The sequence below is a fragment of the Devosia sp. BK genome (assembly GCF_032907385.1).
Classification (GTDB): Bacteria; Pseudomonadota; Alphaproteobacteria; order Rhizobiales; family Devosiaceae; genus Devosia.
In genome coordinates, this window is the sequence record NZ_JAIMBX010000001.1 from 1,069,403 (window position 1) to 1,096,172 (window position 26,770).

A 26,770-nucleotide genomic window follows, 5' to 3' on the forward strand; every position below is an offset into this window, starting at 1 on the left:
CTAACCGGAGAGGTCACTGAGGCGCAAAAGGCGCTTCAGTGCAATTGCCTTACCAGATCCCGACTTGAAATATTTTTCAAGCTCGCGCGCATGCCCCTCAGTCTCGACTGCGACATAGGATTTCAGTTCGCAGGGCAAGTACGATTTGGTCGAAACAACCTGCCCAGACTGATGCGATTTAAAACGGCGCTTTAGGTCGTTTGTTGAGCCGACATAGATGTCGCCGTTGGCTAGCAGAAGAAAGTACACGTACCACACGAGCTGTCTCCCTACGCTGCTCTGCAGCTCCGGGAGATCACCCTGCGCCTATCGGCTCCAGGTGGCCTGCCACCCGAAGCCCATAGGGCGCAGGGTGGCGGGTAGGGAGGGATTCGAACCCCCGGAAGGCTTGCACCTTCGCCGGTTTTCAAGACCGGAGCAATCAACCGCTCTGCCACCTACCCGTTGGCTGCCCCGTGTAGCCGCGCCGCGCCGCCCTGTCCAGAGGGCGCGACGCGGGAAATCATGGGATGAGGACAACCGAGCCGGTCGTCTGCCGCCCTTCGAGCGCCTCATGCGCTTGTCGGGTATCGGCCAGCGGAAAGCGGGCGGAGATATCGACCTTGATGCCGCCCGAAAGGATGGCCCCGAATAAGGCTTCAGAGCCGGCCAGCAAGACTGTCCGATCGCCGAGATAGGACCCGCTTGTCGGTCTTGTGACGTAAAGCGAGCCTTTGCGCGCGAGAACGCCCAAATCGGGCACCGACACGACCCCCGAGGCGTTACCAAAGCTCACCATGAGCCCGCGCGGCCGCAAGCAATCGAGCGAAGCATCGAAGGTCGATTTGCCAACGCCGTCATAAACGACATCGACGCCCCTGCCCGCGGTAATCTCCTTGACCCGCGCCGCAAAGTCCTCGGTCCGATAGTCGATGACGTGATCACAACCATTAGCCCGCGCCAGCGCCACTTTTTCGGCACCGCCTGCCGTGCCGATTACCGTTGCGCCCAGGGCTTTGGCCCATTGTGTCGCGATCTGGCCCGTTCCGCCCGCAGCTGCGTGCCAGAGGATGGTCTGCCCGGCTTCAACCTTCCAGGTCATGAACAGCAGATAATAAGCCGTCAGCCCCTTGAGCATGACAGCCGCCGCCGTCTCGTCGCTGATGCCGTCCGGGATCGGCACCAACCGGTCTGCCGCAATCAAACGCTCCTTGGCATAGGCACCGATCTGGCCTTGATAACAGACGCGGTCGCCGACCTTGACTGATGTCACGTCCGGTCCGACGGCTGTAACCACCCCTGCCCCTTCATTTCCACCCACAAAGGGCAGCGCCACGGGATAGAGCCCGGAGCGCTGGTAGGTGTCGATGAAGTTGAGGCCGATGGCGGTCTGCTGGATCAAAGCCTGGCCGGGTCCTGGTTGGGAAACCGGCCAGTCTTCGAGCGCCATGACGTCTGGTCCGCCGGTCTGGCGGATGACGATTGCCTGGGTCATCGCGGCGTCTTCGGCTTGCGTGGCGCCGATTTCGGACGCGATTGGGCCTGCCGCACATTTGGGGATTGCGGGCGCTTCGTGACGGCCGCGACACCGGCCTCGGCCGAAACCGAACCGGTATCACCGGTAAATGGCGTTACGCGGTGCGTTCCGCCTGCGGAACGCGCTTTGCGGCTCTTGGCGAAGATATTGACCGCTTCGACCAGCACGGAGAAGGCCATGGCCGAATAGATGTAGCCCTTGGGAATGTGGAAGCCCAAACCATCGGCTACCAGCGTCACGCCGATGAGCAGAAGGAAGGCCAGAGCCAGCATCTTGGTGGTCGGGTGATCGGCGACAAACTTCGCGATCGGGCCGGAAGCGACGAACATGACGCCCACGGCGACGAGCACCGCCGCAACCATGACGGCAACCTGATCGGCAGGCACCATGCCGACGGCGGTGATGATCGAATCGATCGAAAACACCATGTCGATGACGACGATCTGCACGAGGATTGCCTGGAGGCTCGCGGTCGCTGCTTCCTTCAACCCGACTTCATGCGGCTCTTCGATCGCGGCGTGCATTTCGTGCGTCGCCTTGTAGATCAGGAAACCGCCACCGGCGATGAGGATGATATCCTTCCAGGAGAATGCATGCTCGAACGCGGTGAAGACCGGATCCTGTAGCTGTACGATCCAGCTGATCAGGAACAGAAGCACGATGCGGAAGACCAGCGCGAGGCCAATGCCGAGCTTGCGGGCAAATTCGGCCTGCTCGCGCGGCAGGCGCGAAACGAGGACGGAGATGAAAACGATGTTGTCGATCCCCAGCACGATCTCCATGACCGTCAGGGTGAGGAAGGCGACCCAAACATTGGGATCGTAGAGAAGCTCAAGCATCATGGGCTCCGAAATGAGGAATCGCTGCGGCGCGCAGGTCGATCTGTCTATGTGAGGATGTGAGGGGCGGCGCGAAACAAAGGCAAGAGCCTCGTGTCTTCCATTCGTCGGCGACAATGATTACGGCGTCGATTTTCGTGATCCCCTGCGGCAAGCCGCACCTCGCCCGCCTCGAGACGGGCTGGTCTGCCCGCAATGGCCAGTGATAGACTCTGGTTCCATCGTCACCCCAGAAGCATCGTCATGGAATCGTTCTCGCCTCTAAGTGCCGCCATCGGCGGTTCGCTGATCGGCCTCGCGGCCGCAATACTCTGGCTCGGCAATGGCCGGATCGCCGGCATATCCGGCATCTTCGGCAATTTGCTGCCAGCAACGCATTCCGCACTCTGGCGCGCCATTTTTCTCGTCGCGCTGATCGCCGGGGCATGGGTAACGGCGCATCTCTTCCCGCAGCTCGGGGTTGGCGGCGTCAAAGCTGCCGCACTCGTGCCGCCGCCGGCTGGCTGGAATATTCCCATGCCGATCTGGTTGATCGCCGCGGGTCTACTCGTCGGCTTCGGTACGCGCATCGGCAATGGCTGCACATCGGGCCATGGCGTCTGCGGGCTCGCCCGCTTGTCGCTTCGCTCATTAGTCGCCGTCGCTGTGTTCTTCGGTGTCGCCATCCTCACCGTTACCGTAACGGGGATCGTCTGATGACCCGCCTGCCCTATCTGGCGACTGCCACGCTCAGCGGAGTGCTCTTTGGCGCTGGACTCTATGTCTCGCAGATGGTCGATCCGCTCAAAGTGCTGCGCTTTCTCGATTTCACCGCGATTCCGTCGGGCGGCTGGGATCCGAGCCTTGCATTTGTGATCGGGCCAGCGATCATCGTGATGTTCGTGGCGGTTCGCCTCGGCCGCCGCCGCAACGCGCCGCTCTTTGACACGCATTTTCATGAGCCAAAGACAAAGCAGATCGATCTGCGCCTCATCCTCGGCGCGGCGCTTTTTGGCATCGGCTGGGGCATGTCCGGCATTTGCCCCGGACCCGCTATTTCGCTGATCGCCTTTCCGCCCGAAGGGATCTGGCTGTTCCTTGCGGCAATGCTGGCGGGCTCCTATCTCGGAGGCATGGTTCCAGCGACATTCGGTGCAAAAGAGGCGATACAGAATGACTGAGCAAAGTGCCGATATTATCGTCGTCGGCGGCGGTCTCGCCGGGGTTGCGTCGGCGGTCAGCCTGGCGCGCACTGGCTTTTCCGTCATCCATCTCGCGCCCAAGGCACCGCCCGATCGACGCACTTCGGCACTGATGATGCCAAGTGTCGAATTCCTGCTTTCAGCCGGGCTGATCGACAGCGCCGCCGGCGTGGGCCATAAGCTCAGCGCGATCCGCATCATCGACGCGACGCCTCGCCTGATCCGCGCGCCTGAAACGGTTTTCGATGCCAAAGAAGCCGGGCTCGACGCCTTTGGCTGGAATTTCGCCAATGCCGCGCTTCTCGAAAATTTCCAATCGGCAGCGCCGGAAACGGGCCTTTCCACGCGCAACGAGGCGGTTACCGCCTATCGCCGGGAAGATGGGCTAGGCGTCGTGACGCTCGCTGATGGCAGCGAACTGGCGGCCCCGCTGGTCGTCGGGGCCGATGGCAAGAAGTCATTGATCCGCAGCGCGGCACAGATTGCCGCCCGCGAAAACAAATTCGAAGAATCGGCGCTCGTCTGCGATCTCGAAATTGGCCGCTCCATCGGCGGCACTTCGGTGGAATTTCATTACCCGCATGGGCCATTTACGCTGGTGCCGGCCGGCGACAACCGCGCCAATCTCGTCTGGATCGATGAGGAGCCTGTTCTGCGCGCCGCGCAGGACGCCGGCGTTGATGCCCTGCTCGCCGCCTTCCGGCAAAAGTCGCAAAACCTCTTTGGCGAGATCAAAATCGTCTCGCCGAGCGTGATTTTCCCGCTCAGCGTCCTCAGCGTCATCGAAGCTGGGCGGGATGGAACCGTGCTGGTCGGCGAATCCGCGCATGCTTTTCCGCCGATCGGTGCGCAGGGGCTCAATCTTGGCCTTCGCGACGTGGCCGATCTGGTGGCCGTGCTTTCGCGCGCGGATCGCAGCGATGCCGATTGGGCGGAAAAGGCCAGCCGTGCCTATGCCGAGCGTCGCGCCGCAGACTTGGCACGCACCGGCACAATGGTCGATACCCTCTTCCGCTCGCTGCTCGCCGAAATGTTGCCGAGCCAGGCGCTGCGTGCGGCCGGTCTTTGGGCTCTCAAGCTGATGCCGCCACTCCGGCGCGGCGCGTTCTTGCTCGGCATGGGCCGCCGGTCGGCCTGAGCCATCCAGAAGCCGAAACAAAAAGGGCGCGACCGAGGTCGCGCCCTTCGTATTTCAAAAGCCCGAAAGCTTTTACTGTGCTGGCGGGGTCGCCGGCGTTTCCGTACCGGCAGCCGGGGCAGCAGGCGCGTTGGTCTGGTCGGTCAACTGCTGACGAAGCGTTTCGGCGCGATCCTGAAGAACCTGCTCGAGAGCGTTCTCGCCCGAGGTTTCCTGCTGGAACTGCTCGAAAGTCATCGCAGAATCGCTGTCATAGGCAGCGGTGAAACCTGCCAGGTTAATCTCGATGGCGAGGTCCTGGTTCTGGCGGTTCTTTGCCGTCAGCGTGAGCTTGCCGCCGCCCTTGAGCGAATTGACATACTGCTCATTGATCACGAGCTGGGTCGCGCACGAGGTCGGGTCACAGATCATGTAGGGCACGCGAACGGGCTTGGCGCCGTCGATCTGCCAGGTCAGGCCGAATGGCAGCAGCACCCCAAGCGGCACGGCAGCAACGGCGAGAAGACGCGATTCCTGACCCGGATCGTCACGCAGCAGGAACGAGCCGAGGAACTGACCATTCGCCAGAACCACCTGGCGCATGATGCATGCCTTCTGCCCATCGGGCAGCGGATCGCAAACCTTGAGCCAGTTCTGGGCCGGAGTGGCAGCCGGAGCCGCTGCCGCATCGCCTGCTGCAGGAGCAGGGGCAGCCGGGGTTTCGGCAGCGGGGGCAGTGGTATCCTGGGCAAAGGCCGTCATCGGCGAGAGAAGCAGCGCGGCTGCCGTAACCACGGCAACGAGGGGTTTCCTGAATTCCATAGAGTGTCCTTGCCTTCCTTGGCGGTCTCGGCGGCACTCCGCCACCTAGAAACTTACCTGCCCTTCAAGGGCTCAAATCGGGCAATAACATGACCGGAACCCCTTGCCAAAATATTATGAGCCAGGCGCACCGCAGGGAATATGGCTTGCCTCACTAAACATTTACGGGGAAGGCCGATCGAACAGGATTGGGCCAATGCCAAACTCAGGCACCAGTGAGGCCATTGATCGCAAGCTGCGCGGCAAAGGCGCGCTGGTAAGCGGGTCGCGCTTCGGCTCTTGCAACATAGGCCGCAAGCGTTTCGTTGCGGGCGAGCAGGCCGGATGGCTTGAGCCGCTGCAGCACATGAACCATCATCAAGTCGCCCGCAGTGAACTGGTCTTCCAGCCATTCCTTGTCGCCCAGATAGGTGGATAGTTCGGCAAGACGCGCATGGATGCGCGCCTCCACCAGCGGCAGCCGGTCTGCCGCCCAGGCTTCCTTTCCTTCCACCAATCTAACCGTCACGAGGTCGAGGATTGGCGGCTCGACAGTCCCGATGGCAGCGAACATCCAGGTGATGGCGCGGGCTCGCCCGTGCGCATCGCGCGGCAAAAGACCCTCGTGGCGCTCGGCGATATGGAGAATGATCGATCCGGTTTCGAACAGTACCAGATCGTCTTCGAGATAGGCCGGGATCTGTCCGAACGGCTGCACCGCCCGATAGGCCGGCTCCTTGAGGCCGGCGAAGGATACGAACTGCACATCGTAACTTTGGCCGACTTCCTCGAGCGCCCAGCGCACGCGGGTATCCCGCGCCAGACCCTTGCCGCCATCCGGCGAGCGTTCGAAGGCGGTAATGGTGATGGTCATGGCGAATTCCTCGATGGCGTCGTGCCGCCCGTGGGCACGATCTTCTGCCATCCCGACGAGGCGCGTCAGGCTTGTTCGACAAAGATTTTACGAAATCTGCGCCGGAGGCCAAATTGGCCTCAGGCGCTCGCCTCCGCCATCTTCGACATTTTCGAGAGGATTGCTGCTGTGCCCTTGAGACGCTGCTCCGGTGTCGGCCAATTGCGCGCAAAGACCAGCTTCTGATCGGGCTTGATGCGAACCTGATTGGCGGGGTCGCTGACCATTTTGACCAGTGCCACCGGATTGGGAAACTCGTTGTTGCGCAAAGTCAGCACCGCGCCCTTGGGGCCGGCATCGACCTTCTCGACATTGGCGAGGCGACAAAGCGACTTCACCAGAATGACCTTGAGCAGCGCCTCCACTTCCTCAGGAAGCGGCCCGAATCGATCGATGAGTTCGGCACCTGCCGCATCGATATCGCGAATGTCGGTGAGATCGCCGAGCTTGCGATAAAGCTGCATACGCAGGGTCAGGTCGGGCACATAGTGTTCGGGGATCATCACCGGCATGCCGAGCGAAATCGCCGGGCTCCACTCGTTGCGATCCTCGTATTCTTCCTCGCCATTCTTAAGCGCGGCAACAGCCTCTTCCAGCATGGATTGGTAGAGCTCGTAACCGACCTCGCGGATATGGCCCGACTGTTCGTCGCCGAGGAGATTACCCGCGCCGCGAATATCGAGGTCGTGGCTCGCAAGCTGGAAACCGGCACCGAGACTTTCGAGCGATTGCAACACGCCCAAACGGCGTTCCGCCGTATCGGTTAGCTTCTTGTCCGGCGGCACGGTGAAGAGCGCATAGGCGCGCTGCTTGCCGCGACCCACGCGGCCACGGATTTGGTAGAGCTGCGCCAAGCCAAAGTTGTCGGCGCGGTGCACGATCAGCGTATTGGCATTGGGAATATCGAGGCCGGATTCGACGATGGTCGTCGCCAAGAGGACGTCGAACTTGCCGTCGTAGAAGGCATTCATGATGTCGTCGAGTTCGCCCGGCGGCATCTGGCCATTGGCGGTGACGAAGCTGACTTCGGGCACCTGCTGGCGCAGGAACTCTGCAATATCGGGCTGATCCTTGATGCGCGGCACGACATAAAAGCTCTGGCCACCGCGATACTTTTCGCGCAGCAGCGCCTCGCGGATCGAGAGCGGATCGAATGGCGAGATGAAGGTGCGGATGGTGAGGCGATCGACTGGCGGCGTCGCGAGAAGGCTGAGATCGCGCACACCGGTGAGCGCGAGTTGCAGCGTGCGCGGAATTGGCGTCGCCGTCAGCGTCAGCACATGCACATTGGCCTTAAGTTCCTTGAGACGTTCCTTGTGCGACACGCCAAAGTGCTGCTCTTCGTCGATGATGAGCATGCCCAGGTCTTTGAACTTGATGGTCTTGGACAGAAGCGCATGGGTGCCGACGACGATGTCGACCTGACCATCGGCGAGGCCTTCCTTGGTGGCCTTGAGTTCATTGGCACTGACCATGCGCGAGGCATGGCGCACGCGCACCGGCAGGCCCTGGAAGCGCTCGGAGAAGGTCTTGAAGTGCTGGCGCGCCAGAAGCGTCGTCGGCACGACGACCGCCACCTGCTTGCCCGACAGGGCCACGGCAAATGCCGCGCGCAGCGCGACTTCGGTCTTGCCGAAACCGACGTCGCCGCAGACGAGGCGATCCATGACCTTGCCCGTGGTGATGTCGTCGAAAACCGCCTCGATGGCCGTAAGCTGGTCTTCCGTTTCCTCATAGGGGAAGCGGGCGGCAAATTCGTCATAGGCGCCGGCATTGATGTCGATGACATCGGCCTTGGTGAGCAGGCGCTGTGCGGCGAGCTTGATGAGTTGCTCCGCCATTTCGCGGATGCGCTTCTTGAGCTTACCCTTCTTGGCCTGCCAGGCGACGCCACCGAGCTTGTCGAGCGTGACCGAGGCATCGTCCGACCCATAACGGGTTAGCAGTTCAATGTTTTCGACCGGCAGATAAAGCTTGGTTTCTCCCGCATATTGCAGCTCGACGCATTCATGCGGCGCGCCGCCCGCCTCGATGACTTTGAGGCCGAGGAAACGGCCAATACCATGATCGACGTGGACGACGAGATCACCTGCTGACAGCGAAGCCGCCTCGGTCAGCGCGTCGGAAGCCTTCTTCTTGCGCTGCGGGCGAAGGATGCGTTCGCCCAAGATGTCCTGCTCGGACAGCACCAGCAGGTCGAGCGTTTCGAAGCCGGTTTCGAGCGGCAGCACGACGAGAGACGTGGTCGCCGCGCTGACGGTTTCCGCATCGCGCCAGTTTTCCGCCATGCGCGGATTGGTCAGGCCATGGTCCTTGAGAACCTGCCCCATGCGGTCCCGAGTGCCAGCGCTCCAGCAGGCAATGATCACGCGGCGACCGGCGCGGCGTTCAGCCATCAGCCGGTCGACGACTGCCTGGAAGAGGTTGATGTCCGAGGCGAGGCGTTCGGCGGCAAAGGTCGGCGCAATGTGTCCACCGGCATCGTCGCCCTTCTTGGTGTTTGGCGACAGAAACGGCGAAAGCTGAATGACCGTGGCGCCGGCCAAAGCCTGCGGCGCCATATCGAGATCATAAAGAAGCTCTGGCTTGATGGGCTTATAGGGCGCCCCTGCCCCAGCAACCGGCGGCGCCAGGCGGGCCGCTTCGCGGGCATCATAATAGTCGCGGATTTGCGTCGCGCGCTCGGCAAAGGCCTCGCCAACCTGATCGTCGAACACGAAGGGCGCGTCGCCGACATAGTCGGCCAGCCGATCCATGTGATCATAGAAAAACGGCAGCCAGTGTTCCGTGCCCGAATAGCGCGAGCCGCCGCTGACCGAGGCATAGAGGGTGTCGTCGACGGTGTTGCCGCCAAAGGTCGCTGTGTAATTCTGTCGGAAGCGCCGAATGGTCTCCTCGTTGAGGATGACTTCGCTCATCGGCGTCAGGTCGATGCGCTTCAGCGTACCCGTCGTGCGCTGGGTATCGGGATCGAAGGTGCGGATCGATTCGAGCTGGCTGCCGAAAAAATCGAAGCGCAGCGGCGCGGACGCACTGGCGGGATAGAGATCCACCAGACCGCCGCGCACGGCAAACTCGCCGCTTTCGCGCACAGTCGGAACGCGCAGATAGCCATTGTTGGCGGCCCAGGCGATCAGCTTCTCGCTGTCCACGATGCGACCGACCGCGGCCGAGAATGACATGCTCTCGACGACATCGCGCGGCGGCAGCTTTTGAATCAGCGCATTGACCGCCGTTAGCACAACAACGCCCCTGGCGCCGCTGGTCAGCGTCGCCAGCGTGCTCATGCGTGCAGCGATGGTTACGTTATTGGGCGAGACACGGTCGTAGGGCAGACAGTCCCAGGCAGGCAGCGTCAGGATGGTGTGGCCGGGCAGCATGGCGCCCAACACTTCCGCCATGCGCTGCAGGCGACGCCCATCGCGCGCGACGAAGACGAGGCTTGCAGCATCATCCGGCGCCGCTTTCAGCCGGTCTTCCACCAGCTTGGCCAGCACCATGGGCTGCATGCCATCTGGCACATTGGACATGGTGCGCAGAGGCGGAAGACCGGTCATCTCGTTCATTTTTCGATCCGTGCCTGATGGTCAGCGATCACCCGATCAAGGAAATCACGGTCGACATGCTCCGGCGGCTCTTCCTGCCGCATCACCCACTTGAGCAATGGCGGATCTTCCTCATCCATCAGCGCTTCGAGCCGATCGAGAGTCGCCGTGTCGAAACCCTCGATATTGGCATCGCAAAATGGCCCCAGAACCAGGTCCATTTCCTTGGTGCCGCGATGCCAGGCGCGATAACGCAGCCGCTTGCGACGAATAGCAATGTCCTCACCGGCGGTCATTTGAGACACCATGATGCAAGTTTGTTCCCGATTTGGACATGTGTCTTACCGAGGTTGAAAAGGCTTGTCACCCTTTCCTTCGGCTAGAAAAGACCTATTGCTCAAAGGGCGGGAGGCCTTCGTATTCTTCGCCGCTCAACTGCGTGACGATGCGGTTGTTGATCAGTTCGGCGCTTGCCAGTTCCAGCACGACAACCTTGCCGCCGCCGCCAACGGTCACCGCCATCGGGGTATCGGCATCGTCGCCCAAAACCTTCCCGACCGTTCCGAGTAGCTTGCCCTCGCTGTCATAGACTTCCTTGCCGACCGTCTGATCGACCGTCAGGCCGAGAACGGCGATCGAGGCATTGGGGTCGGTCAATTCAACCAGCGGCGCCTTTTCCTGCGCGAAACTGGCGCCAGCCATCAGGCTGGCCAACAGGGCGGCGGTGATGATGGTCTTGCTCATGGCTTTTTCTCCTGGTCTTCCGCAACCCGCGTGAACGCAACCGGTTCCGCTCTGTTCTTCTCCTGTTCTTTTGTGCGACGTTTCGGGCAGGAGAATCACTCGTGTCGCGCCCAGAAACTCTTCAACCGCTGTTCCGCTCACTCCACGCCATCAAGGGCGTCGGGGACAAACTCGGCGCGCTGCTGACGCGGTTTTTCGGCGCGCCCGATGGCCAAGAAGCCATCGTCCTCGACATCCTGATGCATATGCCGTCCGGCGTTGTCGATCGGCGTCGGCAGGTCGGCATTGCCGAGGCCTATCTCAACCAGATCGTCACGCTCAAACTCCACATTGACCGCCACCAGCCCCCGCCGCGCGGACGCGAGCACATTCCGCATCGGGTCTTCGCCCATGATGAGAGCGGCGATATCAGCCTCGTCTTCTTCCGGGCCCAAGGCGGCTGGGTCGAAAAGGCGCTGCCGGTCGGCGAGGAGCGCTATGTCTCGGGCAAGATCGATTTCTTCAACGGCGAAAAGCAGATCACGCATCCGGACTACATCGTCGAGGCAGAAAAATTCGCCACTCTGCCGCTCGTTGAGCCCGTCTATCCGCTCACCAATGGCCTGAGCTCAAAAGCCCTCGCCAAGCTCGTGCGCCAGGCAGTAGAGGCCGTCCCTCCATTACCCGAATGGATCGACGACACCACCCTTGCGCAACGCAAGTGGCCGACCTTTGCCGAAGCCATGCGCATGGTGCATCTGCCGGAAAATCCGGGTGAAGCCGAACTCTGGGCCCCTGCCCGGCAACGCCTCGCCTATGACGAATATCTCGCCGGTCAGATCACGCTCCAGCTTCTTCGCTCGTCGATGGTGTCGGAAGCCGGCGTCGCGCGCCGATTTACGGGAAAGGTTACGTCAAAGGTTGCCCAAGCGTTACCGTTTTCGCTGACTGAAGGGCAAAACCAGGCACTCGAAGAAATCCGCGCCGACCTCGCCTCGCCCGAGCGCATGTCCCGGCTTTTGCAGGGCGATGTCGGCTCCGGCAAGACCGTCGTCGCCCTGATGGCCATGGCCGCAATGGCCGAATCCGGCGCCCAATCCGCGCTGATGGCACCGACGGAATTGTTGGCCTCCCAACACTTTAGGACCATCAAACCGATCTGCGACGCGGCCGGTCTCGGTTGCGCGCTCCTCACCGGCAAGATGCCCGCCGGCGAGCGCCGCGCCATCCTTGCCGGTTTCGCCGATGGCTCGACCACCATCGCCGTCGGCACCCACGCCCTCTTCCAGTCCGGCATAGAATTCAAGGACTTAGGCCTGACCGTCGTCGACGAACAACATCGCTTCGGCGTCCACCAACGCCTGGCGCTCTCGGAAAAGGGCCGGCATACCGACCTTCTGGTCATGACCGCAACGCCCATCCCGCGCACGCTCGTCCTCACCCATTTTGGCGACATGGCCGTCAGCGTCCTCCGCGAAAAACCGCGCGGCCGCCAACCGATCGACACCGCCGCTCTCTCGATCGGCGATTATGACCGGGTCATCTCTCGTCTGCAGTCGCGCCTAGCCGAAGGCGCCCAAGCCTATTGGGTCTGCCCACTGGTCGAAGAAAGCGAAACCCTCGAGGTCGTTTCAGCCGAGGACCGTTTTGCTGAACTGCAAAAAATCTTCGGCCTCGACGTCGCTCTCGTCCATGGCCGCATGTCCGGCGCCGCCAAGCAGGAGGTCATGGCCCGCTTCAAGGCCAACGAAATCAAGCTACTAGTCGCCACCACCGTCATCGAAGTCGGCGTCGACGTGCCCAATGCTACGATCATGATCATCGAGCATGCGGAGCGCTTCGGCCTCGCCCAGCTCCACCAGCTTCGCGGCCGCGTCGGTCGCGGCTCCCAGCGCTCAGCGTGCCTTTTACTCTACAAAGACCCGGTCAGCGAAACTGCGAAAGCGCGTCTCGAAACGATCAAATCCACCGAGGACGGTTTTGAAATCGCCGAACGCGATCTCGAACTTCGTGGCCAGGGCGATATTTTGGGCACTCGCCAATCCGGCATGCCCGGCTACCGCCTCGCCGTCCCTGACGTGCATCGCCACCTCTTGGAGTTCGCCCACGACGACGCCAAGGCGCTTATGCAGCGCAACCCCGCGCTGACTGGCACAGACGGCGAGGCGGCGCGCACCCTGCTTTATTTGTTCAGGAAAGACCTGGCGATCCCGCTGATCCGGGCGGGCTAAATCGACCTACCCGCAGCTCCATCGTCACCACCGGCCTTGTCCTGGTGGTCCATGCGGAGGCGAGATGGATTGCCGGGACGAGCCCGGCAATGACGAAGGGCGGAATGATGTGCTGCCTACTCCACCGTAACCGACTTCGCCAAATTCCTCGGCTGATCCACGTCCGTACCCATGAACACGGCAGTATGATAGGCCAGCAATTGCACCGGAATAGTCGCGAGGATCGGCGCGACGAAGGAGTGGACGTGCGGGATTTCGATGATGTCGGCAACGCCATGTCCCACGGTCTTGGCGCCTTCGGCATCGGTGATCAGGATGATTTTGCCGCCGCGGGCGGCGACTTCCTGCATATTGCTCAGGGTCTTGTCGACCAGTTCGTCCGATGGCGCGACGACGATCACGGGCATGGCTTCGTCAACCAGCGCGATCGGCCCGTGCTTCAATTCGCCCGCGGCATAGCCTTCAGCGTGGATATAGCTGATTTCCTTGAGCTTGAGCGCGCCTTCCATGGCGATGGGGAACATCGGGCCGCGGCCGAGATAGAGCACGTCCTTGGCCTTGGAGAGGCGCTTGGAAATTTCGATGATCTGGCCTTCTGAACCCAGCGCTGTCGAGACGGCCGATGGCAGCGCCGTGAGCGCACGAACAAGCTCGGCTTCCTCCTCGGCGCTGACAACGCCACGGGCGCGGCCAGCAGCGATCGCAAGACTGGCAAGCGAGGTCAATTGCGCAGTGAGCGCCTTGGTCGAGGCAACGCCGATTTCAGGGCCGCAGAGGATCGGGAAGACGACACCGGACTCGCGCGCAATGGTGGATTCCAGCGTGTTGACCAAGCTTGCCACATGCTGACCCTGGCTGGCGCAGTAGCGCAAAGCGGCCAGCGTGTCAGCGGTTTCGCCCGACTGGGAAATGAAGAGCGACAGACCATTCTTGTCGAGCGGTGGTTCGCGATAGCGGAATTCGCTTGCCACATCGATATCGACCGGCAGCCGCGCATAGCGCTCGAACCAGTATTTGGCAACGGCGCCGGCATAATAAGCCGTGCCGCAGGCGCTCATGGTTAGCCGAGAAAGATCAGCGAAATCGAAGGGCAGGTTTTCGCGGATCGCCACTTTCTCTGCGCCCATATCCACATAGTGGCTGAGCGTGTGCGAGATGGTCTCCGGCTGCTCGTAGATTTCCTTGGCCATGAAGTGGCGATGATTGCCCTTGTCGACCAGAAGCGCCGAGGCCTGCGAGAGCATCTGCTCGCGCTGCACGATGGCGTCCTTGCCATCGCGGATAGTGACGCCAGCCGGGGTGATCACGGCCCAATCGCCATCTTCAAGATAGGTAAGCTTGGACGTAAACGGCGCCAGCGCCATGGCGTCCGAGCCGAGATACATTTCGGTCGTGCCATAGCCGACGGCCAGCGGTGCGCCATGGCGGGCCGCTATCAGCAGATTGGTCTCGCCCTTGAACATGAAGGCGAGTGCAAAGGCGCCCTTCAGCTTTTTCAGCGTGCGCGCGACGGCGAGTTCAGGGTCTGCGCCGTTGACAACTTCGCGGGTGACCCAGAGCGCGACGGATTCGGTATCCGTCTGCGTCTGAGGCAGGTAGCCGTCCTGAGCGAGATCGGCCAGAAGCTCGCGAAAGTTCTCTATGATGCCATTGTGGACTACGGCGACGCGATCGGTGGCATGCGGATGGGCGTTCGTTTCGGTCGGCGCGCCATGCGTGGCCCAGCGCGTGTGGCCGATGCCGATATGCCCGCCAAGCGGCTCCATGCCGAGCTTGGTCGCCAGATTGCCAAGCTTGCCCTCGGCGCGACGGCGAGCGATGAAGCCGCTTTCAAGCGTAGCAACGCCCGCGCTGTCATAGCCGCGATATTCCAGCCGCCTCAGGGCATCGACCAGACGATCCGCAACCGGCGCGTTACCGACGATTCCAACAATGCCGCACATCTTATTTCCCCTTGGCCGCTTTTTTGGCCAGCGCCCTTTCGCGCAGTTTGGGCGCATAGCCCGGCTTGTTCACTTGGCTCGCGCGGCCAAAGGCCAGCGCGTCATCCGGCACATCTTCGGTGATGACGCTGCCTGATGCGGTATAAGCACCATTGCCGATCGTGACCGGCGCAACCAGCGAGGCGTTGGACCCGATAAAGGCATTGTCGCCGATAATGGTCTTGTCCTTGTTCACACCATCATAATTACACGTAATGGTGCCCGCGCCGATATTGGTCTTCGTCCCGATCTCAGCATCGCCAAGATAGCTGAGATGCCCGGCCTTCGTGCCATCGCCGATCTTGGATTTTTTCACCTCGACGAAATTGCCGAGGTGCACGTCCCGTCCCAATTCGGCGCCGCCGCGGATGCGCGCGAACGGACCGATGCTTGATCCCTCGCCAATGACGACATCTTCGATATCACAGAAAGCGCGAATTTCGACATTGTCGGCGATTTTGACGCCTGGACCAAAAACGACATTGGGAAAGACGGTGACGTCGCGGCCAAGCTCGGTGTCCCAGGAAAACCAGACACTTTTCGGATCGCGCAAGGTGACGCCGTTTTCCATGGCTTCGTTGCGCTTGAACTCCTGGAACGTCGCCTCGGCTTCGGCCAGTTTCAAGCGGTTATCGACGCCCACCAATTCCGCGGCATCGGCCTCGATGAAATCGACGCGCCGCGCATCGCGCGCTGCAAGCTCTACGGCGTCGGTCAGGTAATATTCGCCTTTGGCATTCTTGTTTTCGATCCGGTCGATGACCGAGCGCAGAACCTCGCCCCGGAATCCCATGATGCCGGAATTGCAGAGGCCAATCTGCCGTTCTTCTTCGGTCGCATCCTTGTGCTCGCGAATGGCGAAGATCTGTCCGTCCTTGGTGAGGAGCCGGCCATAGCCCGTCGGGTTTTCCGGACGGAAGCCGACGACAACCATGTCGGCGCCGCCATCGAGCTTCTCGACAATTCTGGCAATCGTTTCGCCCGTGATCAGCGGATTGTCGGCATAAAGCACGAGTACATGGCCCTGCGCCGCTTCATAAGCCGCTCTTGCCTGCTGCACGGCATGGCCCGTCCCTAGACGGTCAACTTGCTTGGAAATATGCGCGCTGGCTTCAAACCGGGTCACCGCTGCTTCCACAGCCTCGTGGTTTGGGCCCACGACAACGGCGATGGTCGAGCCCGCGGCTTTTGCCGTGCGCAACACGTGGCTCACCACCGGGAGGCCGCCCACAGGATGCAAAACCTTGGGCAAGGCCGATTTCATGCGCGTGCCTTCGCCCGCTGCGAGAATGATGGAAAGCAAGTCAGTCATCGGGGCACTCCGCCTCGTCGTCTTCTGTTTACCAATTGCCACGATTGTAAGGCTGCGGTCATTGGCGATTAGATAACGAAATCTCTCTTTAATAGGCCGTGTAATGCCCATGATTCGCTGGGCTGTCGAGGACGGACGATTGGCCACTATTCCAGAAGATATCACGCAATCCGATGTTACCGCATGGGGCGTCGCTGCGCTTGTGTGCACCGGGCTTGCCGTTCTGGGTGCCAATCTGACGACACTTTTGCCCAGCAGCGCACTTCTGGCGTTGCATTCGCCGCGCAATGACGCGGTTTCGATTGTACAGATCCGCCAGCAAGTTGCCGAATTGCGCGCGGCCACGGCAGAGTTGCGCCGCCAGAATGATACCCTGACCACGCGCTTCTCGCTGCAGGAACAGTCTGGCGGGGAAGCCGCGCGTCGCCTCGGTGCACTGGAAGTCGCCCTGCCCGTCATCATGGAATCGCGTCCGAGCATCGCGCCGATAGACCGGACTGTGACGACCGCGTCGATCACTGGCACTCCATCCCAGCAGTTCGAGGCCGATGGCGGCACCGTTGTCGTGCGTCAATCCCCGCTCGAGCAGCCGATTCCGGCGCCCATCCAGCTTGCCAGCGCCAGTGGCGCGCAGGTTGGCTACGCCGTGGCTGTCGGCTCCAGCTTCTCACCCGGCCAGGCAGAGATGCAGTGGCGCAATCTTGAAGTGCAGCTCGGCTCGCTCACCGTGGACCTGACGCCGCTCCTCTCCAATGCGACCGACAGCAACCAGCAGCGCATCGTTCTTGGGCCCATCGCCAAGCTCTCGAATGCCCGTGATCTTTGCGCCAAGCTCGAACAGCGCGAAATCGCCTGTTCGCCGGCCAGCTATGCTGGCGTCAGCATGGCGCGCTGAGCCGCCATCCCCAGGCTTGGAACGACCCGGCGCAATAGAGGTTGACTCCGGGATCATCCTAGCTATTTTCCGCGCCAACGCCGCAGTGCGTTCGTGACGACAAATGCGCCGGTAGCTCAGTGGTAGAGCATTCGACTTTTAATCGAATGGTCGAGGGTTCGAACCCCTCCCGGCGTACCACTCTCCCCCAACCACATCAGCCGACAAGTCCCAACTGTTGGGCCGAATGCAGCTGCGAATAGATACCGCGGCGGCTGAGCAGATCGTCGTGTGCGCCCTGTTCGGCGATGCCGTTCTCCGTCAGCACAACGATGCGGTGAGCATGGCGGACTGTCGCCAGGCGGTGTGCGATGATCAGCGTCGTGCGGCCGGCCGAAAGTTCATTCAGCGCCTGCTGGATTGCCGCTTCTGTCGCGGTATCGAGCGCCGAGGTCGCCTCGTCGAGAATGAGAATCGGCGGGTTCTTGAGGAAGATGCGGGCGATGGCGACACGTTGCTTTTGCCCACCGGACAGTTTCACACCGCGCTCACCGACCACGGTATCAAGCCCAGCCGGCAGGCCGGCGATCATTTCCTCGAGCCGCGCGCGTTTTGCCGCTGCGATGATATCGGCGTCCGTCGCCGTCAGATCCCCATAGGCGATGTTGTCGCGTAGCGTGCCGCCAAACAGGAACACATCCTGCTGCACGACGCCGATCTGCTTGCGAAGCGAGGCCTGCGTCATATCGGCGATGTCGATTCCATCAACGGTGATGCGTCCAGCGGTCGGTTCATAAAAGCGCGGCAGCAGAGAGCATAGCGTCGTCTTGCCGGCGCCCGATGGCCCGACGATCGCCACCGTCTCCCCGGCGGGGATATCGAGATTGACGTCGCGCAGGATCGAGCGGCCGGAATCATAGGCAAAGGAAACGCCCTCATAGCGAATGTGGCCGGTCAGGCGATCGACCTCGACCGCGTCCGGGCGATCGGCGATGTCGGGTTCGGTATCGATGAGAGTGGTGAACCGCTTAAAGCCGGCAATGCCCTTGGGATAGCTTTCCAGCACGCCGGTGATCTTGTCGATCGGGCGGAGGAAGACGTCAACCAGAAGCAGGAAGCTCACAAAGCCGCCATAGGTCAATTCGCCGATCACCACGAGCCAGGCGCCCGAGAGCATGATCACGAGCTGCACGAGCCGGGTGGAGAGAAAGGTGATGAGGAGGCTCGCCGTCATCATCGCATAGGCTTCGAGCTTGGTTTTGCGATAGGCCAGATTATTGCTCTGGAAGAGTCCGGATTCGTGGCTCTCGTTGGCGAAGGCCTTGACGACGCGAATGCCGCCAATGGCATCTTCGACCCGCACATTGAAGTCGCCGACACGGCGGAACAGTTCTTGCCAATTCGTCGTCATCTTCGAACCATAGCGGCCGACGAGCCAGCTCATGATCGGCACGAGCGCGATGGCGATCATCGCCAGCTTCCAGTTGGTGAAGAACATCAGTGCGAAGGCGCCGATGAAGGTCATGATCGCGATGAACACGTCCTCGGGACCGTGATGTGCGACTTCGCCGACATCCTCAAGATCCTTGGTCACATGGGTAATGAGGTGCCCGGTCTTGTGATTGTCGAAGAACCGGAAGCTGAGCTTCTGCATATGGTCGAAAGCCTGGCGCCGCATGTCGGTTTCCATCGACACGCCGAGCACATGGCCGAAATAATTGACCACGGCTTTGAGCGCGGCGCTGACCAGATAAATGGCGAGAAGGCCCGCGCAGGCCGCGATAATCAGCGAATAATTGGACTGCGGCAGCAGCTTGTCGATGACGTAGGCGACCGAAAGCGGAAAGGCGAGTTCGAGCAGACCCGCCAGAACAGCACAACCAAAGTCGAGGACGAAGAGCCCGGTATAGGGACGATAGTAGGAATAGAAACGCTTCAACATCGGGCTCAGGCTCATCGAAAAGACAAAGGCTAGAAATTTATACCGGCTTAGTCATATTTGATTGGACTGGCAATGCGCGGTCCCTGTCTTGACGCCGCCCCATGACGCAGGCATGACCCGGATCAACCGCTTCCGCCTTGAGTGTCATGACCGCTTCTCCCAGCACCCCCGATCCCTATGCCGAGCTCGATTATCGAGCCGATGCGGCGGAGCTATCGGATGGTTTCAGGAAGCCCATGACCATCAAGCGGACACTGCGCGGCGCCAGCCAGGCCGATTTTCCCACGCCACGGCGCAGCGCTTTCAGAATCGTCCGCCTCGACTAATATTGCCCCATTCAGCCCAGGAGGCGGCGTGTCTCAAGATACTATGGACCTGATCAAGGTTCTGGCAGCGGTCCTGCTCGTGTTTGCCGCGTCCACGGTGGTGATGCTCTATATCATCTATCTGATGGCCCAATATGGCGCGAACCTGCCCATGGTCGGCGCCGTGCCGCTGACCGCGCCACCTGAACTGATCCCGCTCCTCGCGCAGAACCAGGTATTTGCGACGCTGGCAGCCGTCCATGTCACGGCCACTGGCATTGCCCTCGCATTGGCCAGCAATACGCTCGACACCGCGCTCCTCATCACCGCCAAGGCGGTAACCGTGGTGATCACCTCGCTGATCGGCTTTGCCGGCGGGCATATGATCTATCTGCAGCTCAACGAGAATACGCCGCTTTCGGCCAGCGGCATTGCCCCCGCGCTGATCGCGTTGGCAGGCTATTTCGTACTCTCGACGGCGCTGAGCGTGCCATCACTGCGGCAATTGGGTAATCTGAGATTTGCAGTGGCGGTAGGTCTGGTGCTGCTGGGGCCGCTGTTGCTGGTTTGGCTGTAAATAGGCCCCCTCACCCGGACTGCCTTGCAGTCCGACCTCTCCCCCAGAGGGAGAGGTGTCGCTCCGCGACTGAGGCATCCCCCACCTCTCCCTTAGGGGGAGAGGTCGACCCTCTTGGGTCGGGTGAGGGGGCCTTCCGTCGAAGGGCAATCTAAGCCGCCAGCGTCACCACCAGCGCCCCACGCGGCGTTGCCACGACCGTGTGCTCATATTGCACACACGGCGCCATCGGATCGGTGACCAGCGTCCATTCGTCGTCTTCCGACTTCTGCGCCGCATAGCGACCACCGAGCGACAGGAACGGCTCGATGGTGAACACCAGTCCATTCCCGATCTTCCGGCGCTCCGAGCGATCCGGCCAGGTCGGGATTTCGCCCGGTTCGTCATGGAGGCTATCGCCCACGCCGTGGCTCGCGAGATTGGTGATCAGCGTATAGCCGCCCTTCTTAGCGAATTTGCCGATGGCTGTGCCGATATCGCCAAGCGGCGCGCCGGCCTTGACCGCATTGATCCCGGCCCACATCGCCTTTTTGCCATCGCGGCAGAGCGTATCGAGCCGTTTGTCGCCTTTGCCGAGCACATAGCTCGCGCCGCAATCGGCGAAGACGCCATTCAATTCGGCCGACACGTCGATATTGACGAGATCGCCCTCGTGCAGCACCCGGTCGCCCGGAATGCCATGGGCGATTTCCTCATTGACCGAGATGCAGGTGTGACCGGGAAAATCATAGGTCAGGATCGGCGCGGAAATCGCGCCGTGCTCGGCCAAGATTTTCGCACCGATTTCGTCGAGTTCGAGCGTCGTCATGCCCGGCCGCATCGCCGCCGCCATGGCCTCGCGGGCCACGGCGCAGATCCGACCAATGGCTTTCAGCTTTTCGAGCTGCTCGTCAGTCGTAATGGTCACTGATCAGGCCTTGTTGGCGAGGTAGTATTTGAGAAGGCCCTGGGTCGAGCTGTCGTGCCCTTCCCCGCTCGCCTGTCCCTGCACCTTGGGCAGCAGCGCCTTTGCAAGTTGCTTGCCAAGCTCGACGCCCCACTGATCGTAGGAATTGACGTTCCAGATCACCCCCTGCACGAAGACCTTGTGCTCATAAAGCGCGACGAGCGAACCAAGGATTTCTGGGGTAAGCTGCTTGTAAAACAGCGTGTTGGACGGACGATTGCCGGGGAACACCTTGTGCGGCGTCAGTTCCTTGATCTTGTCCTTGTCGAGGCCCTGAGCCTTGAGCTCGTCGACAACCTCTTCCGAGGTCTTGCCCAGCATCAGGGCTTCGGACTGCGCCAGAACATTGGCCACGAGCTTGTCGTGATGCGGCGGCAGGCTCTCATGCGGCTGCGCAGCGATCAGGAAATCGCAGGGGATGACGTCGGTGCCCTGGTGGATCAACTGGTAGAACGCGTGTTGGCCATTGGTGCCTGGCTCGCCCCAGACGATGGGGCCTGTCGACCAGCCGACGTCCTTGCCATTCAGCGTCACTGACTTGCCGTTCGATTCCATATCCTGCTGCTGCAGATAGGCCGGGAAGCGGCTGAGGCGCTGGTCGTAAGGCAGCACGGCATGGGTCGAGAACCCCCAGGCATTGCGATACCAGACGCCGAGCAGGCCCATGATAACAGGCAGATTGCTCTCGAGCGGCGTTTCGAGGAAATGACGGTCCATGGCATCGGCGCCGGCCAGGAACTTTGCAAAATTGTCGTAGCCGACGGCCAGTGCCACCGGCAGGCCGATCGCCGACCACACCGAATAGCGGCCGCCGACCCAGTCCCAGAACCCGAAGATGCGGTCTTCCTGAATACCGAACTTGGCGCAGCCTTCGATATTGGTGGAAACAGCCGCAAAGTGGCTCGGCACCGCCTCTTCGCCCAGCGCGTCGGCCAGCCACTTCCGCGCCGAATGGGCGTTGGTCATGGTTTCGTCGGTGGTGAAGGTCTTCGACGCCACGATGAACAGTGTCTTCTTGGGGTCGAGCCCCTTCAGCGTGTCGTGGATATGGGCGCCATCGACATTGGACACGTAATGGGCGCGCAGGTCTGGCCGCGTATAGGGCGCGAGCGCCAGCGTGACCATGACGGGGCCAAGGTCTGAGCCGCCGATGCCGATATTGACGACGTCAGTGATCTGCTCGCCGCCATGGCCGCGGATTTCGCCCGAACGCACCGCGTTGGTGTAACTCTCGATGGCTTTGAGCACAGCCCGCACATCGGGCATGACGTCTTTGCCGTCGACTTCGACCGGCTTGTCGCCCTGATAGCGCAGCGCCATGTGCATCACGGCGCGGTCTTCGGTGATGTTGATATGCTCGCCTTCGCACATCTGGGCGCGGCGTTCTTCGACACCTGCAGCGCGCGCCAGGTCGAACAGGGCGGTCATCACCTCTTCATCGACGCGGTTCTTGGAATAGTCGAGGAGGATTTCAGCGCCGCTGGCGGAGAACCGCTGGAAGCGGTTCGGGTCCTCAGCGAACAGCAGCCGCATCGGCTGGCTCTCGATCGCCTTCTTGAGCTTGCCCAGCGTTTCGAACCCGGCCTTGCGTCCCGACTTTGCCATGACAGTCTTCTCCAAGTGGAATTTTTATAGGACCGGCAGATCGCCGGCAGCCCAGGCGGCGCGCGTTTCGGCCGCAAAATCGGACATGCGGCCGGCCTCGATCGCCGCCCGCGCGCCCGCAGTCAGCTCTTGATAATAGGCAAGGTTGATCTGCGAAAGCACCATCGCGCCCAAAATCTCTTCCGTCCTTACCAGATGGTGGAGATAAGCGCGGCTCCAGCGCCGGCAGTTCGGGTTGGGCGATGCCTCGTCGAGCGGCCGGTGGTCATCCTTATGCCGCGCATTCTTCAGGTTGATGACGCCAAAGCGCGTATAGGCATGGCCATGACGCCCGGCGCGCGTCGGATGCACGCAGTCGAACATATCGACCCCGCGCTCGATGCCGCCCAGAATATCGTCCGGCTTGCCGACGCCCATCAGATAGCGCGGCCGGTCCCACGGCAGTTCCGGCGTAATGTCGGAGAGCACGCGGAACATGACCTCCTGCGGCTCGCCAACAGCGAGCCCGCCGATCGAATAGCCATCAAAGCCGATCGACTTCAAACCGGCAGCCGATTTGGCGCGCAGTTCTGCGTCGTCGCCACCCTGCACGATGCCGAAGAGCATGCGGTTCTGCTGGTTGTCGAAGGCGGTCTTCGAGCGATCCGCCCAGCGCAGCGACAATTCCATCGCCCGCTCGATTTCCTTGCGCTCCGCCGGCAAGGCGATGCACTCGTCAAGCTGCATGATGATGTCGCTGTCGAGCAGCGTCTGAATTTCGATCGAGCGCTCCGGCGTCAGCTCGTAGGACGAGCCATCGATATGCGATTTGAAGGTCACGCCCTTCTCGGTCAGCTTCCTGAGCTTCGCCAACGACATGACCTGAAAGCCGCCGCTATCGGTCAGGATCGGCCGCTGCCAATCCATGAAATCATGGAGGCCACCGAGCGAAGCGACGCGCTCCGCGCCCGGGCGCAGCATCAGGTGATAGGTATTGCCGAGGAGAATATCCGCGCCGGTCTCGCGGACCTGCTCGGGATACATGGCCTTTACGGTGCCGGCCGTGCCCACGGGCATGAAAGCCGGCGTGTTGATTTCGCCGCGCGGCGTGTCGATGCGGCCGCGCCGGGCCATGCCGTCGCTCGCCGTGAGGGAGAAGGTAACAAGTTTGCTCGTCGTGCTCATGGGGCGGGTTCTAGCGGGTTGGCCCGCAGGAAGAAAGGCCCTGCCCCATGTGCAATGCGATCAAAAGCTCAGGCGGCCGCCGGCGCGAAATTGTTGTTCTCTTCCAGCACGGTCTTGATCCGCTCCTGGATGATCGAGCGCGCTTTCCACCAATCCCGGCTGCGCACAGGCACGCGGGCGGCCAGCGTCATATTGGTATCGGCCAAGGTATCGAGCCAGATTTCCGGCTTCATGCCCTCATCCGAAAACTCCGTCGCGAGCGCCGTGCTGATGGCAGCGCGCACCGCATCGAGATTGGCGGCGCGCGGCACGTTAAACTTCACCTCGACTACGCGCGACTTTTCGCGGCTGTAATTGATGATTTTGGCATTCGAAAGTTTCGAGTTCGGCGCAAAAAGATAGAGCCCGTCAATGGTCCGCAATTGCGTCGCAAAGAGCCCAACTTCGACCACCGTCCCGACTATCCCGTCAGCATCGATATAGTCGCCGGTGTTGAAGGGCCGCAGAAAGACCAGCATGATCCCGGCCGCGATATTGGACAACGTGCCTTGCAAGGCCAAAGCAATCGCCAAGCCGGCCGCACCAAGCACTGCAAGAATCGACGCCGTCTCGACGCCGAACTGTCCAAGCACGATGATGATGGTGACGAACAGGATGCCATAGCGCACCGCCTGCCCTGCCAGCGGCGCGACCGTCGCATTATTGCGCAGCCGCGAACTCATGAGCCCAGTGACGTAGCGGGAGACGAGGTTGGCAATGATCCAACCAGCCACCAGGACGACGATGGCGATGACCATGGACCAGACATTGGCTATGATCCAGGCGGTTGAGATTCCAAAGATTTCGGCTTCCTGCACGACGCGCTCCTGTTTGCGGCTCCGTTGTCGAAAATCTCCAGCCTTGAGATGGTTGCAGATCCATCATGCCGGATTTTCGCCATGCTCCCCTGCGCAAATCGCAAACCTGTGATTACTGTTGAGGTTTCAATGTTCCGCACCGCGCTTCTCGCTGCCGCCCTGCTCGGCACCTCCATGCCCGTCTTTGCCCAGGACGCTACCGACTATAGCGGCACCTATCTCGGGAGCGGTGAAGGCGATCTGACGCTTGAGCTGAACCACATCGAAGACGACGCTTATGGCATTTCGATCGAAACCGTCGTGCCTATGGAAAACGACATGCCGGGCTGCGCCGGTGGTATCGAGGGCGAAGTGCTGCTCTCGGAAGGCGGCGGCAATTTCTTCGTCGAAAACGAGATGTACGACCCTGAAAGCGACTCGCCCATGTTTTCCGAGCGCTATTGCGAGGTCGGCCTCACCTTCAACGAAGACGGCACAGTGGTGATGGAAGAGCGCGACGGGTGCCTTGAATATCACGGCGCCTCATGCGGCTTCTCCGGCAACCTCGTCCACGAAAACGCCGCCGGCTGAGCTAGAACACCGCGTTCCAGGCGCTGCCGCCGAGGTTGAGCGCCGCCAGGACCAGGGCGACTTCCACGCCTAGACCGATCAGACAGATCAGGGTGCCGACGACGACGCCGGCCCCATCACGATTGAGCATCGAAAACGCCAGGACGCAGAGCCCGACATTGGGCACGGCATTGGCGAATGGAATCGGCACAGTCATCGCGACGCTGATCACCATGGCGAAGATGCCATAAGGCACAGTCGCTGCGGCGCCCGTGAGCCAGCGCATGCGTGGCTTGGAAAAGCGGGCGATGATCCCCGTCACCTTCATGACCTGCTGGCTACCCCTAAGCAGGGGAGCGATTGGCAGCTTCCGCTTGCCGATAATGTTCGGCAGTCGGATCGGCTTCCCGAGCACCATGAACAGCGCGACGGCAAAAGTCGTCCATGCCAATGTGCCGCCGAAACCAGGCGGACCGGGAATCATGTTGAGCAGCGTCAGCATGAGGATGAGCAGTCGATGCGCGCCCGGCCCCATCGCCTCGATCAACCGATCGAAGGTCAGCTTCTCGTCGCCTGTGGCGAAGATGGTCTCAAGGACGGAAACGATGCGCTTGGTATAGCGGACGATTGGGCGGCGTTTGCCCGTCAAATATCGTCATCCCTGTCGCGCGACCGATCGCGGAACAGCAGCGAGGAGTCGCCATAGGAATAGAACCGGTAACCGTCTGCGATCGCATGCGCATAGGCCGCCTTCATCGTGTCGAAACCGGCGAAGGCGCTGACGAGCATGAAGAGCGTCGATTTCGGCAGATGGAAATTGGTCATCAACACGTCGACCGTCCGAAACCGGAAGCCGGGCGTGATGAAGATATCCGTGTCGCCCATGAAGGGCTGCAAGGTCCCTGTGGCCCGCGAGGCCGTTTCGAGCAGCCGCAGACTTGTCGTCCCGACGGCAATGACCCGGCCACCTGCCGCACGCCTGGCATTGATACGCTCGACCGTTGCCTGATCGATCTCGCCCCATTCCGAATGCATCACGTGGTCGTCGGTGTCTTCCGCCTTCATCGGCAGGAAGGTCCCTGCCCCGACATGCAGCGTCACCCGTTCCATGGTCACGCCGCGCTCGGTCAATTGCTGCAGCAGCCGCTCGGTAAAATGCAGTCCTGCTGTCGGCGCAGCCACGGCGCCATCTTCGGCCGCATAGACGGTCTGATAGTCGATCTTGTCGCGCTCCTCGACACCCCGCTTGGCGCCGATATAGGGCGGCAGCGGCATGGCGCCATGGGACTTGATGGCTTCATCGAGCGCTGCGCCGCCGAGTTCGAATTCGAGCGTCACTTCTCCCGTATCGCCCTTGCCGGCGACGCGGGCCTTCAGCGCATCAGCCTGACCATTGCCCAGTTCCAGCTCATCGAGCAACGCCAGCTTTTTCGCCGGCCGCGCAAAAGCGCGCCATGTATGCGCGTCAACGCGCTTGTGGAGGTTGAACGAAACATTGGCCCGCAATTCGCCCCGGATGCGGCTGCCCTTGAGTTCGGCCGGCAGAACGCGCGTGTCGTTGACCACCAGCACGTCGCCCGGCTGCAGGATGTCCAGCAAATCCGGGATATGCCGGTCTTCCAGCTTTTCGCCCGGCCGCACCAGCAAGAGCCGTGCAGAATCGCGCGGCTCGGCCGGATGGAGAGCGATCAAGGTTTCGGGCAGGTCGAAGTCGAATTCGGATACACGCATGATGGCTCGTTAGCATGCCTTCTTGCGGGCGGGAACGGGTCACTAACGCCGAAGTTGCCG

General features: G+C 61.4%; 25 protein-coding genes and 2 tRNA genes. 9 read left to right on the forward strand and 18 right to left on the reverse strand.

The window, feature by feature from the left end; genetic code table 11:
• The 4 genes from DevBK_RS05200 to DevBK_RS05215 all read right to left on the reverse strand — a co-directional run bounded on the left by DevBK_RS05200 (nucleotide 1) and on the right by DevBK_RS05215 (nucleotide 2,355).
• A complete protein-coding gene (locus tag DevBK_RS05200; RefSeq protein WP_317184694.1) occupies nucleotides 1-258 on the reverse strand; it encodes a GIY-YIG nuclease family protein in 258 nt (85 codons plus the stop codon).
• 95 nt (nucleotides 259-353) lie between these two features.
• Nucleotides 354-443: transfer RNA gene (locus tag DevBK_RS05205), tRNA-Ser, on the reverse strand.
• A 59-nt stretch (nucleotides 444-502) separates the two neighbouring features.
• Entirely contained in the window at nucleotides 503-1,474 is a 972-nt protein-coding gene (locus DevBK_RS05210; protein ID WP_062630239.1) for a quinone oxidoreductase family protein, read from the reverse strand.
• Nucleotides 1,471-2,355, reverse strand: a complete 885-nt coding sequence (locus DevBK_RS05215; RefSeq protein WP_082461162.1) for a TerC family protein — start codon at nucleotides 2,353-2,355, stop codon at nucleotides 1,471-1,473. The genes DevBK_RS05210 and DevBK_RS05215 overlap by 4 nt, the downstream gene beginning before the upstream one ends.
• Nucleotides 2,356-2,598: 243 nt before the next feature.
• Here DevBK_RS05215 and DevBK_RS05220 point away from each other — a divergent pair, with 243 nt between their 5' ends.
• Genes DevBK_RS05220 through DevBK_RS05230 form a run of 3 tightly spaced genes read left to right on the forward strand, consistent with a single transcriptional unit; the run spans nucleotide 2,599 to nucleotide 4,674 of the window.
• Complete coding sequence (locus DevBK_RS05220) at nucleotides 2,599-3,051, forward strand: YeeE/YedE thiosulfate transporter family protein (RefSeq protein ID WP_317184695.1); 453 nt, start codon at nucleotides 2,599-2,601, stop codon at nucleotides 3,049-3,051.
• Nucleotides 3,051-3,515, forward strand: a complete 465-nt coding sequence (locus DevBK_RS05225) for a DUF6691 family protein (RefSeq protein ID WP_317184696.1) — start codon at nucleotides 3,051-3,053, stop codon at nucleotides 3,513-3,515. Before DevBK_RS05220 ends, DevBK_RS05225 begins: the two co-directional genes overlap by 1 nt.
• Nucleotides 3,508-4,674, forward strand: a complete 1,167-nt coding sequence (locus tag DevBK_RS05230; protein ID WP_317184697.1) for an FAD-dependent monooxygenase — start codon at nucleotides 3,508-3,510, stop codon at nucleotides 4,672-4,674. The genes DevBK_RS05225 and DevBK_RS05230 overlap by 8 nt, the downstream gene beginning before the upstream one ends.
• Before the next feature lie 72 nt (nucleotides 4,675-4,746).
• On the opposite strand, the gene DevBK_RS05235 is transcribed toward DevBK_RS05230, so the two are convergent.
• The 5 genes from DevBK_RS05235 to DevBK_RS05255 form a co-directional block, all read right to left on the reverse strand.
• The gene (locus DevBK_RS05235; protein ID WP_061907350.1) at nucleotides 4,747-5,475 is read right to left on the reverse strand and encodes an invasion associated locus B family protein; all 729 of its coding nucleotides are present in this window, start codon (nucleotides 5,473-5,475) and stop codon (nucleotides 4,747-4,749) included.
• A 205-nt stretch (nucleotides 5,476-5,680) separates the two neighbouring features.
• Complete coding sequence (locus DevBK_RS05240) at nucleotides 5,681-6,328, reverse strand: glutathione S-transferase family protein (protein ID WP_317185595.1); 648 nt, start codon at nucleotides 6,326-6,328, stop codon at nucleotides 5,681-5,683.
• Nucleotides 6,329-6,447: 119 nt separating this feature from the next.
• Nucleotides 6,448-9,933, reverse strand: a complete 3,486-nt coding sequence (gene mfd, locus DevBK_RS05245; RefSeq protein ID WP_317184698.1) for a transcription-repair coupling factor — start codon at nucleotides 9,931-9,933, stop codon at nucleotides 6,448-6,450.
• Entirely contained in the window at nucleotides 9,930-10,208 is a 279-nt protein-coding gene (locus DevBK_RS05250) for a succinate dehydrogenase assembly factor 2 (RefSeq protein ID WP_317184699.1), read from the reverse strand. Before DevBK_RS05250 ends, mfd begins: the two co-directional genes overlap by 4 nt.
• 94 nt (nucleotides 10,209-10,302) lie before the next feature.
• The gene (locus tag DevBK_RS05255) at nucleotides 10,303-10,656 is read right to left on the reverse strand and encodes a PRC-barrel domain-containing protein (RefSeq protein WP_061907353.1); all 354 of its coding nucleotides are present in this window, start codon (nucleotides 10,654-10,656) and stop codon (nucleotides 10,303-10,305) included.
• 101 nt (nucleotides 10,657-10,757) lie between these two features.
• Here DevBK_RS05255 and recG point away from each other — a divergent pair, with 101 nt between their 5' ends.
• Nucleotides 10,758-12,866: an ATP-dependent DNA helicase RecG gene (recG, locus tag DevBK_RS05260; protein ID WP_317184700.1), complete on the forward strand. Its 2,109-nt coding sequence runs from the start codon at nucleotides 10,758-10,760 to the stop codon at nucleotides 12,864-12,866.
• Between the two features lie 116 nt (nucleotides 12,867-12,982).
• Here recG and glmS read toward each other — a convergent pair whose 3' ends face one another.
• Nucleotides 12,983-14,809, reverse strand: a complete 1,827-nt coding sequence (gene glmS, locus DevBK_RS05265) for a glutamine--fructose-6-phosphate transaminase (isomerizing) (protein WP_317184701.1) — start codon at nucleotides 14,807-14,809, stop codon at nucleotides 12,983-12,985.
• Nucleotide 14,810: 1 nt separating this feature from the next.
• The gene (gene glmU, locus DevBK_RS05270) at nucleotides 14,811-16,160 is read right to left on the reverse strand and encodes a bifunctional UDP-N-acetylglucosamine diphosphorylase/glucosamine-1-phosphate N-acetyltransferase GlmU (RefSeq protein WP_317184702.1); all 1,350 of its coding nucleotides are present in this window, start codon (nucleotides 16,158-16,160) and stop codon (nucleotides 14,811-14,813) included.
• Between the two features lie 103 nt (nucleotides 16,161-16,263).
• On the opposite strand from glmU, the gene DevBK_RS05275 reads away from it, so the two are divergent.
• On the forward strand, nucleotides 16,264-17,055 hold the full coding sequence (locus tag DevBK_RS05275; RefSeq protein WP_317184703.1) for a hypothetical protein: 792 nt from the start codon (nucleotides 16,264-16,266) through the stop codon (nucleotides 17,053-17,055).
• Nucleotides 17,056-17,160: 105 nt separating this feature from the next.
• Nucleotides 17,161-17,235 (forward strand) — tRNA-Lys (locus DevBK_RS05280).
• 16 nt (nucleotides 17,236-17,251) lie between these two features.
• Here the strand turns inward: DevBK_RS05280 and DevBK_RS05285 are convergent.
• Nucleotides 17,252-18,976 (reverse strand): ABC transporter ATP-binding protein, encoded by a 1,725-nt coding sequence (locus DevBK_RS05285; protein WP_317184704.1) that lies wholly within the window; start codon nucleotides 18,974-18,976, stop codon nucleotides 17,252-17,254.
• Between the two features lie 146 nt (nucleotides 18,977-19,122).
• Here DevBK_RS05285 and DevBK_RS05290 point away from each other — a divergent pair, with 146 nt between their 5' ends.
• The gene (locus DevBK_RS05290) at nucleotides 19,123-19,302 is read left to right on the forward strand and encodes a hypothetical protein (protein WP_317184705.1); all 180 of its coding nucleotides are present in this window, start codon (nucleotides 19,123-19,125) and stop codon (nucleotides 19,300-19,302) included.
• Nucleotides 19,303-19,330: 28 nt separating this feature from the next.
• Nucleotides 19,331-19,858: a hypothetical protein gene (locus tag DevBK_RS05295; protein ID WP_156352094.1), complete on the forward strand. Its 528-nt coding sequence runs from the start codon at nucleotides 19,331-19,333 to the stop codon at nucleotides 19,856-19,858.
• A 151-nt stretch (nucleotides 19,859-20,009) separates the two neighbouring features.
• Here the strand turns inward: DevBK_RS05295 and map are convergent, their stop codons facing one another.
• From map to DevBK_RS05315, 4 genes are all read right to left on the reverse strand, one after another.
• Entirely contained in the window at nucleotides 20,010-20,765 is a 756-nt protein-coding gene (map, locus tag DevBK_RS05300) for a type I methionyl aminopeptidase (RefSeq protein WP_317184706.1), read from the reverse strand.
• A 3-nt stretch (nucleotides 20,766-20,768) separates the two neighbouring features.
• Nucleotides 20,769-22,409, reverse strand: a complete 1,641-nt coding sequence (gene pgi, locus DevBK_RS05305; RefSeq protein ID WP_317184707.1) for a glucose-6-phosphate isomerase — start codon at nucleotides 22,407-22,409, stop codon at nucleotides 20,769-20,771.
• Nucleotides 22,410-22,433: 24 nt separating this feature from the next.
• Nucleotides 22,434-23,573 carry a tRNA guanosine(34) transglycosylase Tgt gene (gene tgt, locus DevBK_RS05310; protein WP_317184708.1) on the reverse strand — a complete coding sequence of 380 codons (1,140 nt, stop codon included), beginning with the start codon at nucleotides 23,571-23,573 and terminating at the stop codon, nucleotides 22,434-22,436.
• 68 nt (nucleotides 23,574-23,641) lie between these two features.
• The gene (locus DevBK_RS05315) at nucleotides 23,642-24,430 is read right to left on the reverse strand and encodes a mechanosensitive ion channel family protein (protein WP_317184709.1); all 789 of its coding nucleotides are present in this window, start codon (nucleotides 24,428-24,430) and stop codon (nucleotides 23,642-23,644) included.
• A gap of 129 nt (nucleotides 24,431-24,559) precedes the next feature.
• Between DevBK_RS05315 and DevBK_RS05320 the strand changes: the two genes are divergently transcribed.
• Nucleotides 24,560-25,000 (forward strand): hypothetical protein, encoded by a 441-nt coding sequence (locus DevBK_RS05320; RefSeq protein ID WP_317184710.1) that lies wholly within the window; start codon nucleotides 24,560-24,562, stop codon nucleotides 24,998-25,000.
• A 1-nt stretch (nucleotide 25,001) separates the two neighbouring features.
• Here the strand turns inward: DevBK_RS05320 and DevBK_RS05325 are convergent, their stop codons facing one another.
• Together DevBK_RS05325 and queA are read right to left on the reverse strand one after the other, a co-directional pair.
• On the reverse strand, nucleotides 25,002-25,628 hold the full coding sequence (locus DevBK_RS05325; RefSeq protein WP_317184711.1) for an exopolysaccharide biosynthesis protein: 627 nt from the start codon (nucleotides 25,626-25,628) through the stop codon (nucleotides 25,002-25,004).
• Nucleotides 25,625-26,710 (reverse strand): tRNA preQ1(34) S-adenosylmethionine ribosyltransferase-isomerase QueA, encoded by a 1,086-nt coding sequence (gene queA, locus DevBK_RS05330; protein WP_317184712.1) that lies wholly within the window; start codon nucleotides 26,708-26,710, stop codon nucleotides 25,625-25,627. Before queA ends, DevBK_RS05325 begins: the two co-directional genes overlap by 4 nt.
• Between the last annotated feature and the right edge of the window lie 60 nt (nucleotides 26,711-26,770).

What these genes read in the sequence shown, in the direction of transcription:
- DevBK_RS05250 (WP_317184699.1), bottom strand. Translation starts at nt 10,208, where the DNA reads ATGACCGCCGGTGAGGACATTGCTATTCGTCGCAAGCGGCTGCGTTAT.
- DevBK_RS05210 (WP_062630239.1), bottom strand. Translation starts at nt 1,474, where the DNA reads ATGACCCAGGCAATCGTCATCCGCCAGACCGGCGGACCAGACGTCATG.
- DevBK_RS05290 (WP_317184705.1), top strand. Translation starts at nt 19,123, where the DNA reads ATGACCGCTTCTCCCAGCACCCCCGATCCCTATGCCGAGCTCGATTAT.
- pgi (WP_317184707.1), bottom strand. Translation starts at nt 22,409, where the DNA reads ATGGCAAAGTCGGGACGCAAGGCCGGGTTCGAAACGCTGGGCAAGCTC.
- DevBK_RS05240 (WP_317185595.1), bottom strand. Translation starts at nt 6,328, where the DNA reads ATGACCATCACCATTACCGCCTTCGAACGCTCGCCGGATGGCGGCAAG.
- DevBK_RS05220 (WP_317184695.1), top strand. Translation starts at nt 2,599, where the DNA reads ATGGAATCGTTCTCGCCTCTAAGTGCCGCCATCGGCGGTTCGCTGATC.
- DevBK_RS05215 (WP_082461162.1), bottom strand. Translation starts at nt 2,355, where the DNA reads ATGCTTGAGCTTCTCTACGATCCCAATGTTTGGGTCGCCTTCCTCACC.
- DevBK_RS05230 (WP_317184697.1), top strand. Translation starts at nt 3,508, where the DNA reads ATGACTGAGCAAAGTGCCGATATTATCGTCGTCGGCGGCGGTCTCGCC.
- DevBK_RS05320 (WP_317184710.1), top strand. Translation starts at nt 24,560, where the DNA reads ATGTTCCGCACCGCGCTTCTCGCTGCCGCCCTGCTCGGCACCTCCATG.
- tgt (WP_317184708.1), bottom strand. Translation starts at nt 23,573, where the DNA reads ATGAGCACGACGAGCAAACTTGTTACCTTCTCCCTCACGGCGAGCGAC.
- queA (WP_317184712.1), bottom strand. Translation starts at nt 26,710, where the DNA reads ATGCGTGTATCCGAATTCGACTTCGACCTGCCCGAAACCTTGATCGCT.
- DevBK_RS05275 (WP_317184703.1), top strand. Translation starts at nt 16,264, where the DNA reads ATGCCCATGATTCGCTGGGCTGTCGAGGACGGACGATTGGCCACTATT.
- glmS (WP_317184701.1), bottom strand. Translation starts at nt 14,809, where the DNA reads ATGTGCGGCATTGTTGGAATCGTCGGTAACGCGCCGGTTGCGGATCGT.
- DevBK_RS05285 (WP_317184704.1), bottom strand. Translation starts at nt 18,976, where the DNA reads ATGTTGAAGCGTTTCTATTCCTACTATCGTCCCTATACCGGGCTCTTC.
- DevBK_RS05255 (WP_061907353.1), bottom strand. Translation starts at nt 10,656, where the DNA reads ATGAGCAAGACCATCATCACCGCCGCCCTGTTGGCCAGCCTGATGGCT.
- DevBK_RS05225 (WP_317184696.1), top strand. Translation starts at nt 3,051, where the DNA reads ATGACCCGCCTGCCCTATCTGGCGACTGCCACGCTCAGCGGAGTGCTC.
- mfd (WP_317184698.1), bottom strand. Translation starts at nt 9,933, where the DNA reads ATGAACGAGATGACCGGTCTTCCGCCTCTGCGCACCATGTCCAATGTG.
- DevBK_RS05235 (WP_061907350.1), bottom strand. Translation starts at nt 5,475, where the DNA reads ATGGAATTCAGGAAACCCCTCGTTGCCGTGGTTACGGCAGCCGCGCTG.
- glmU (WP_317184702.1), bottom strand. Translation starts at nt 16,160, where the DNA reads ATGACTGACTTGCTTTCCATCATTCTCGCAGCGGGCGAAGGCACGCGC.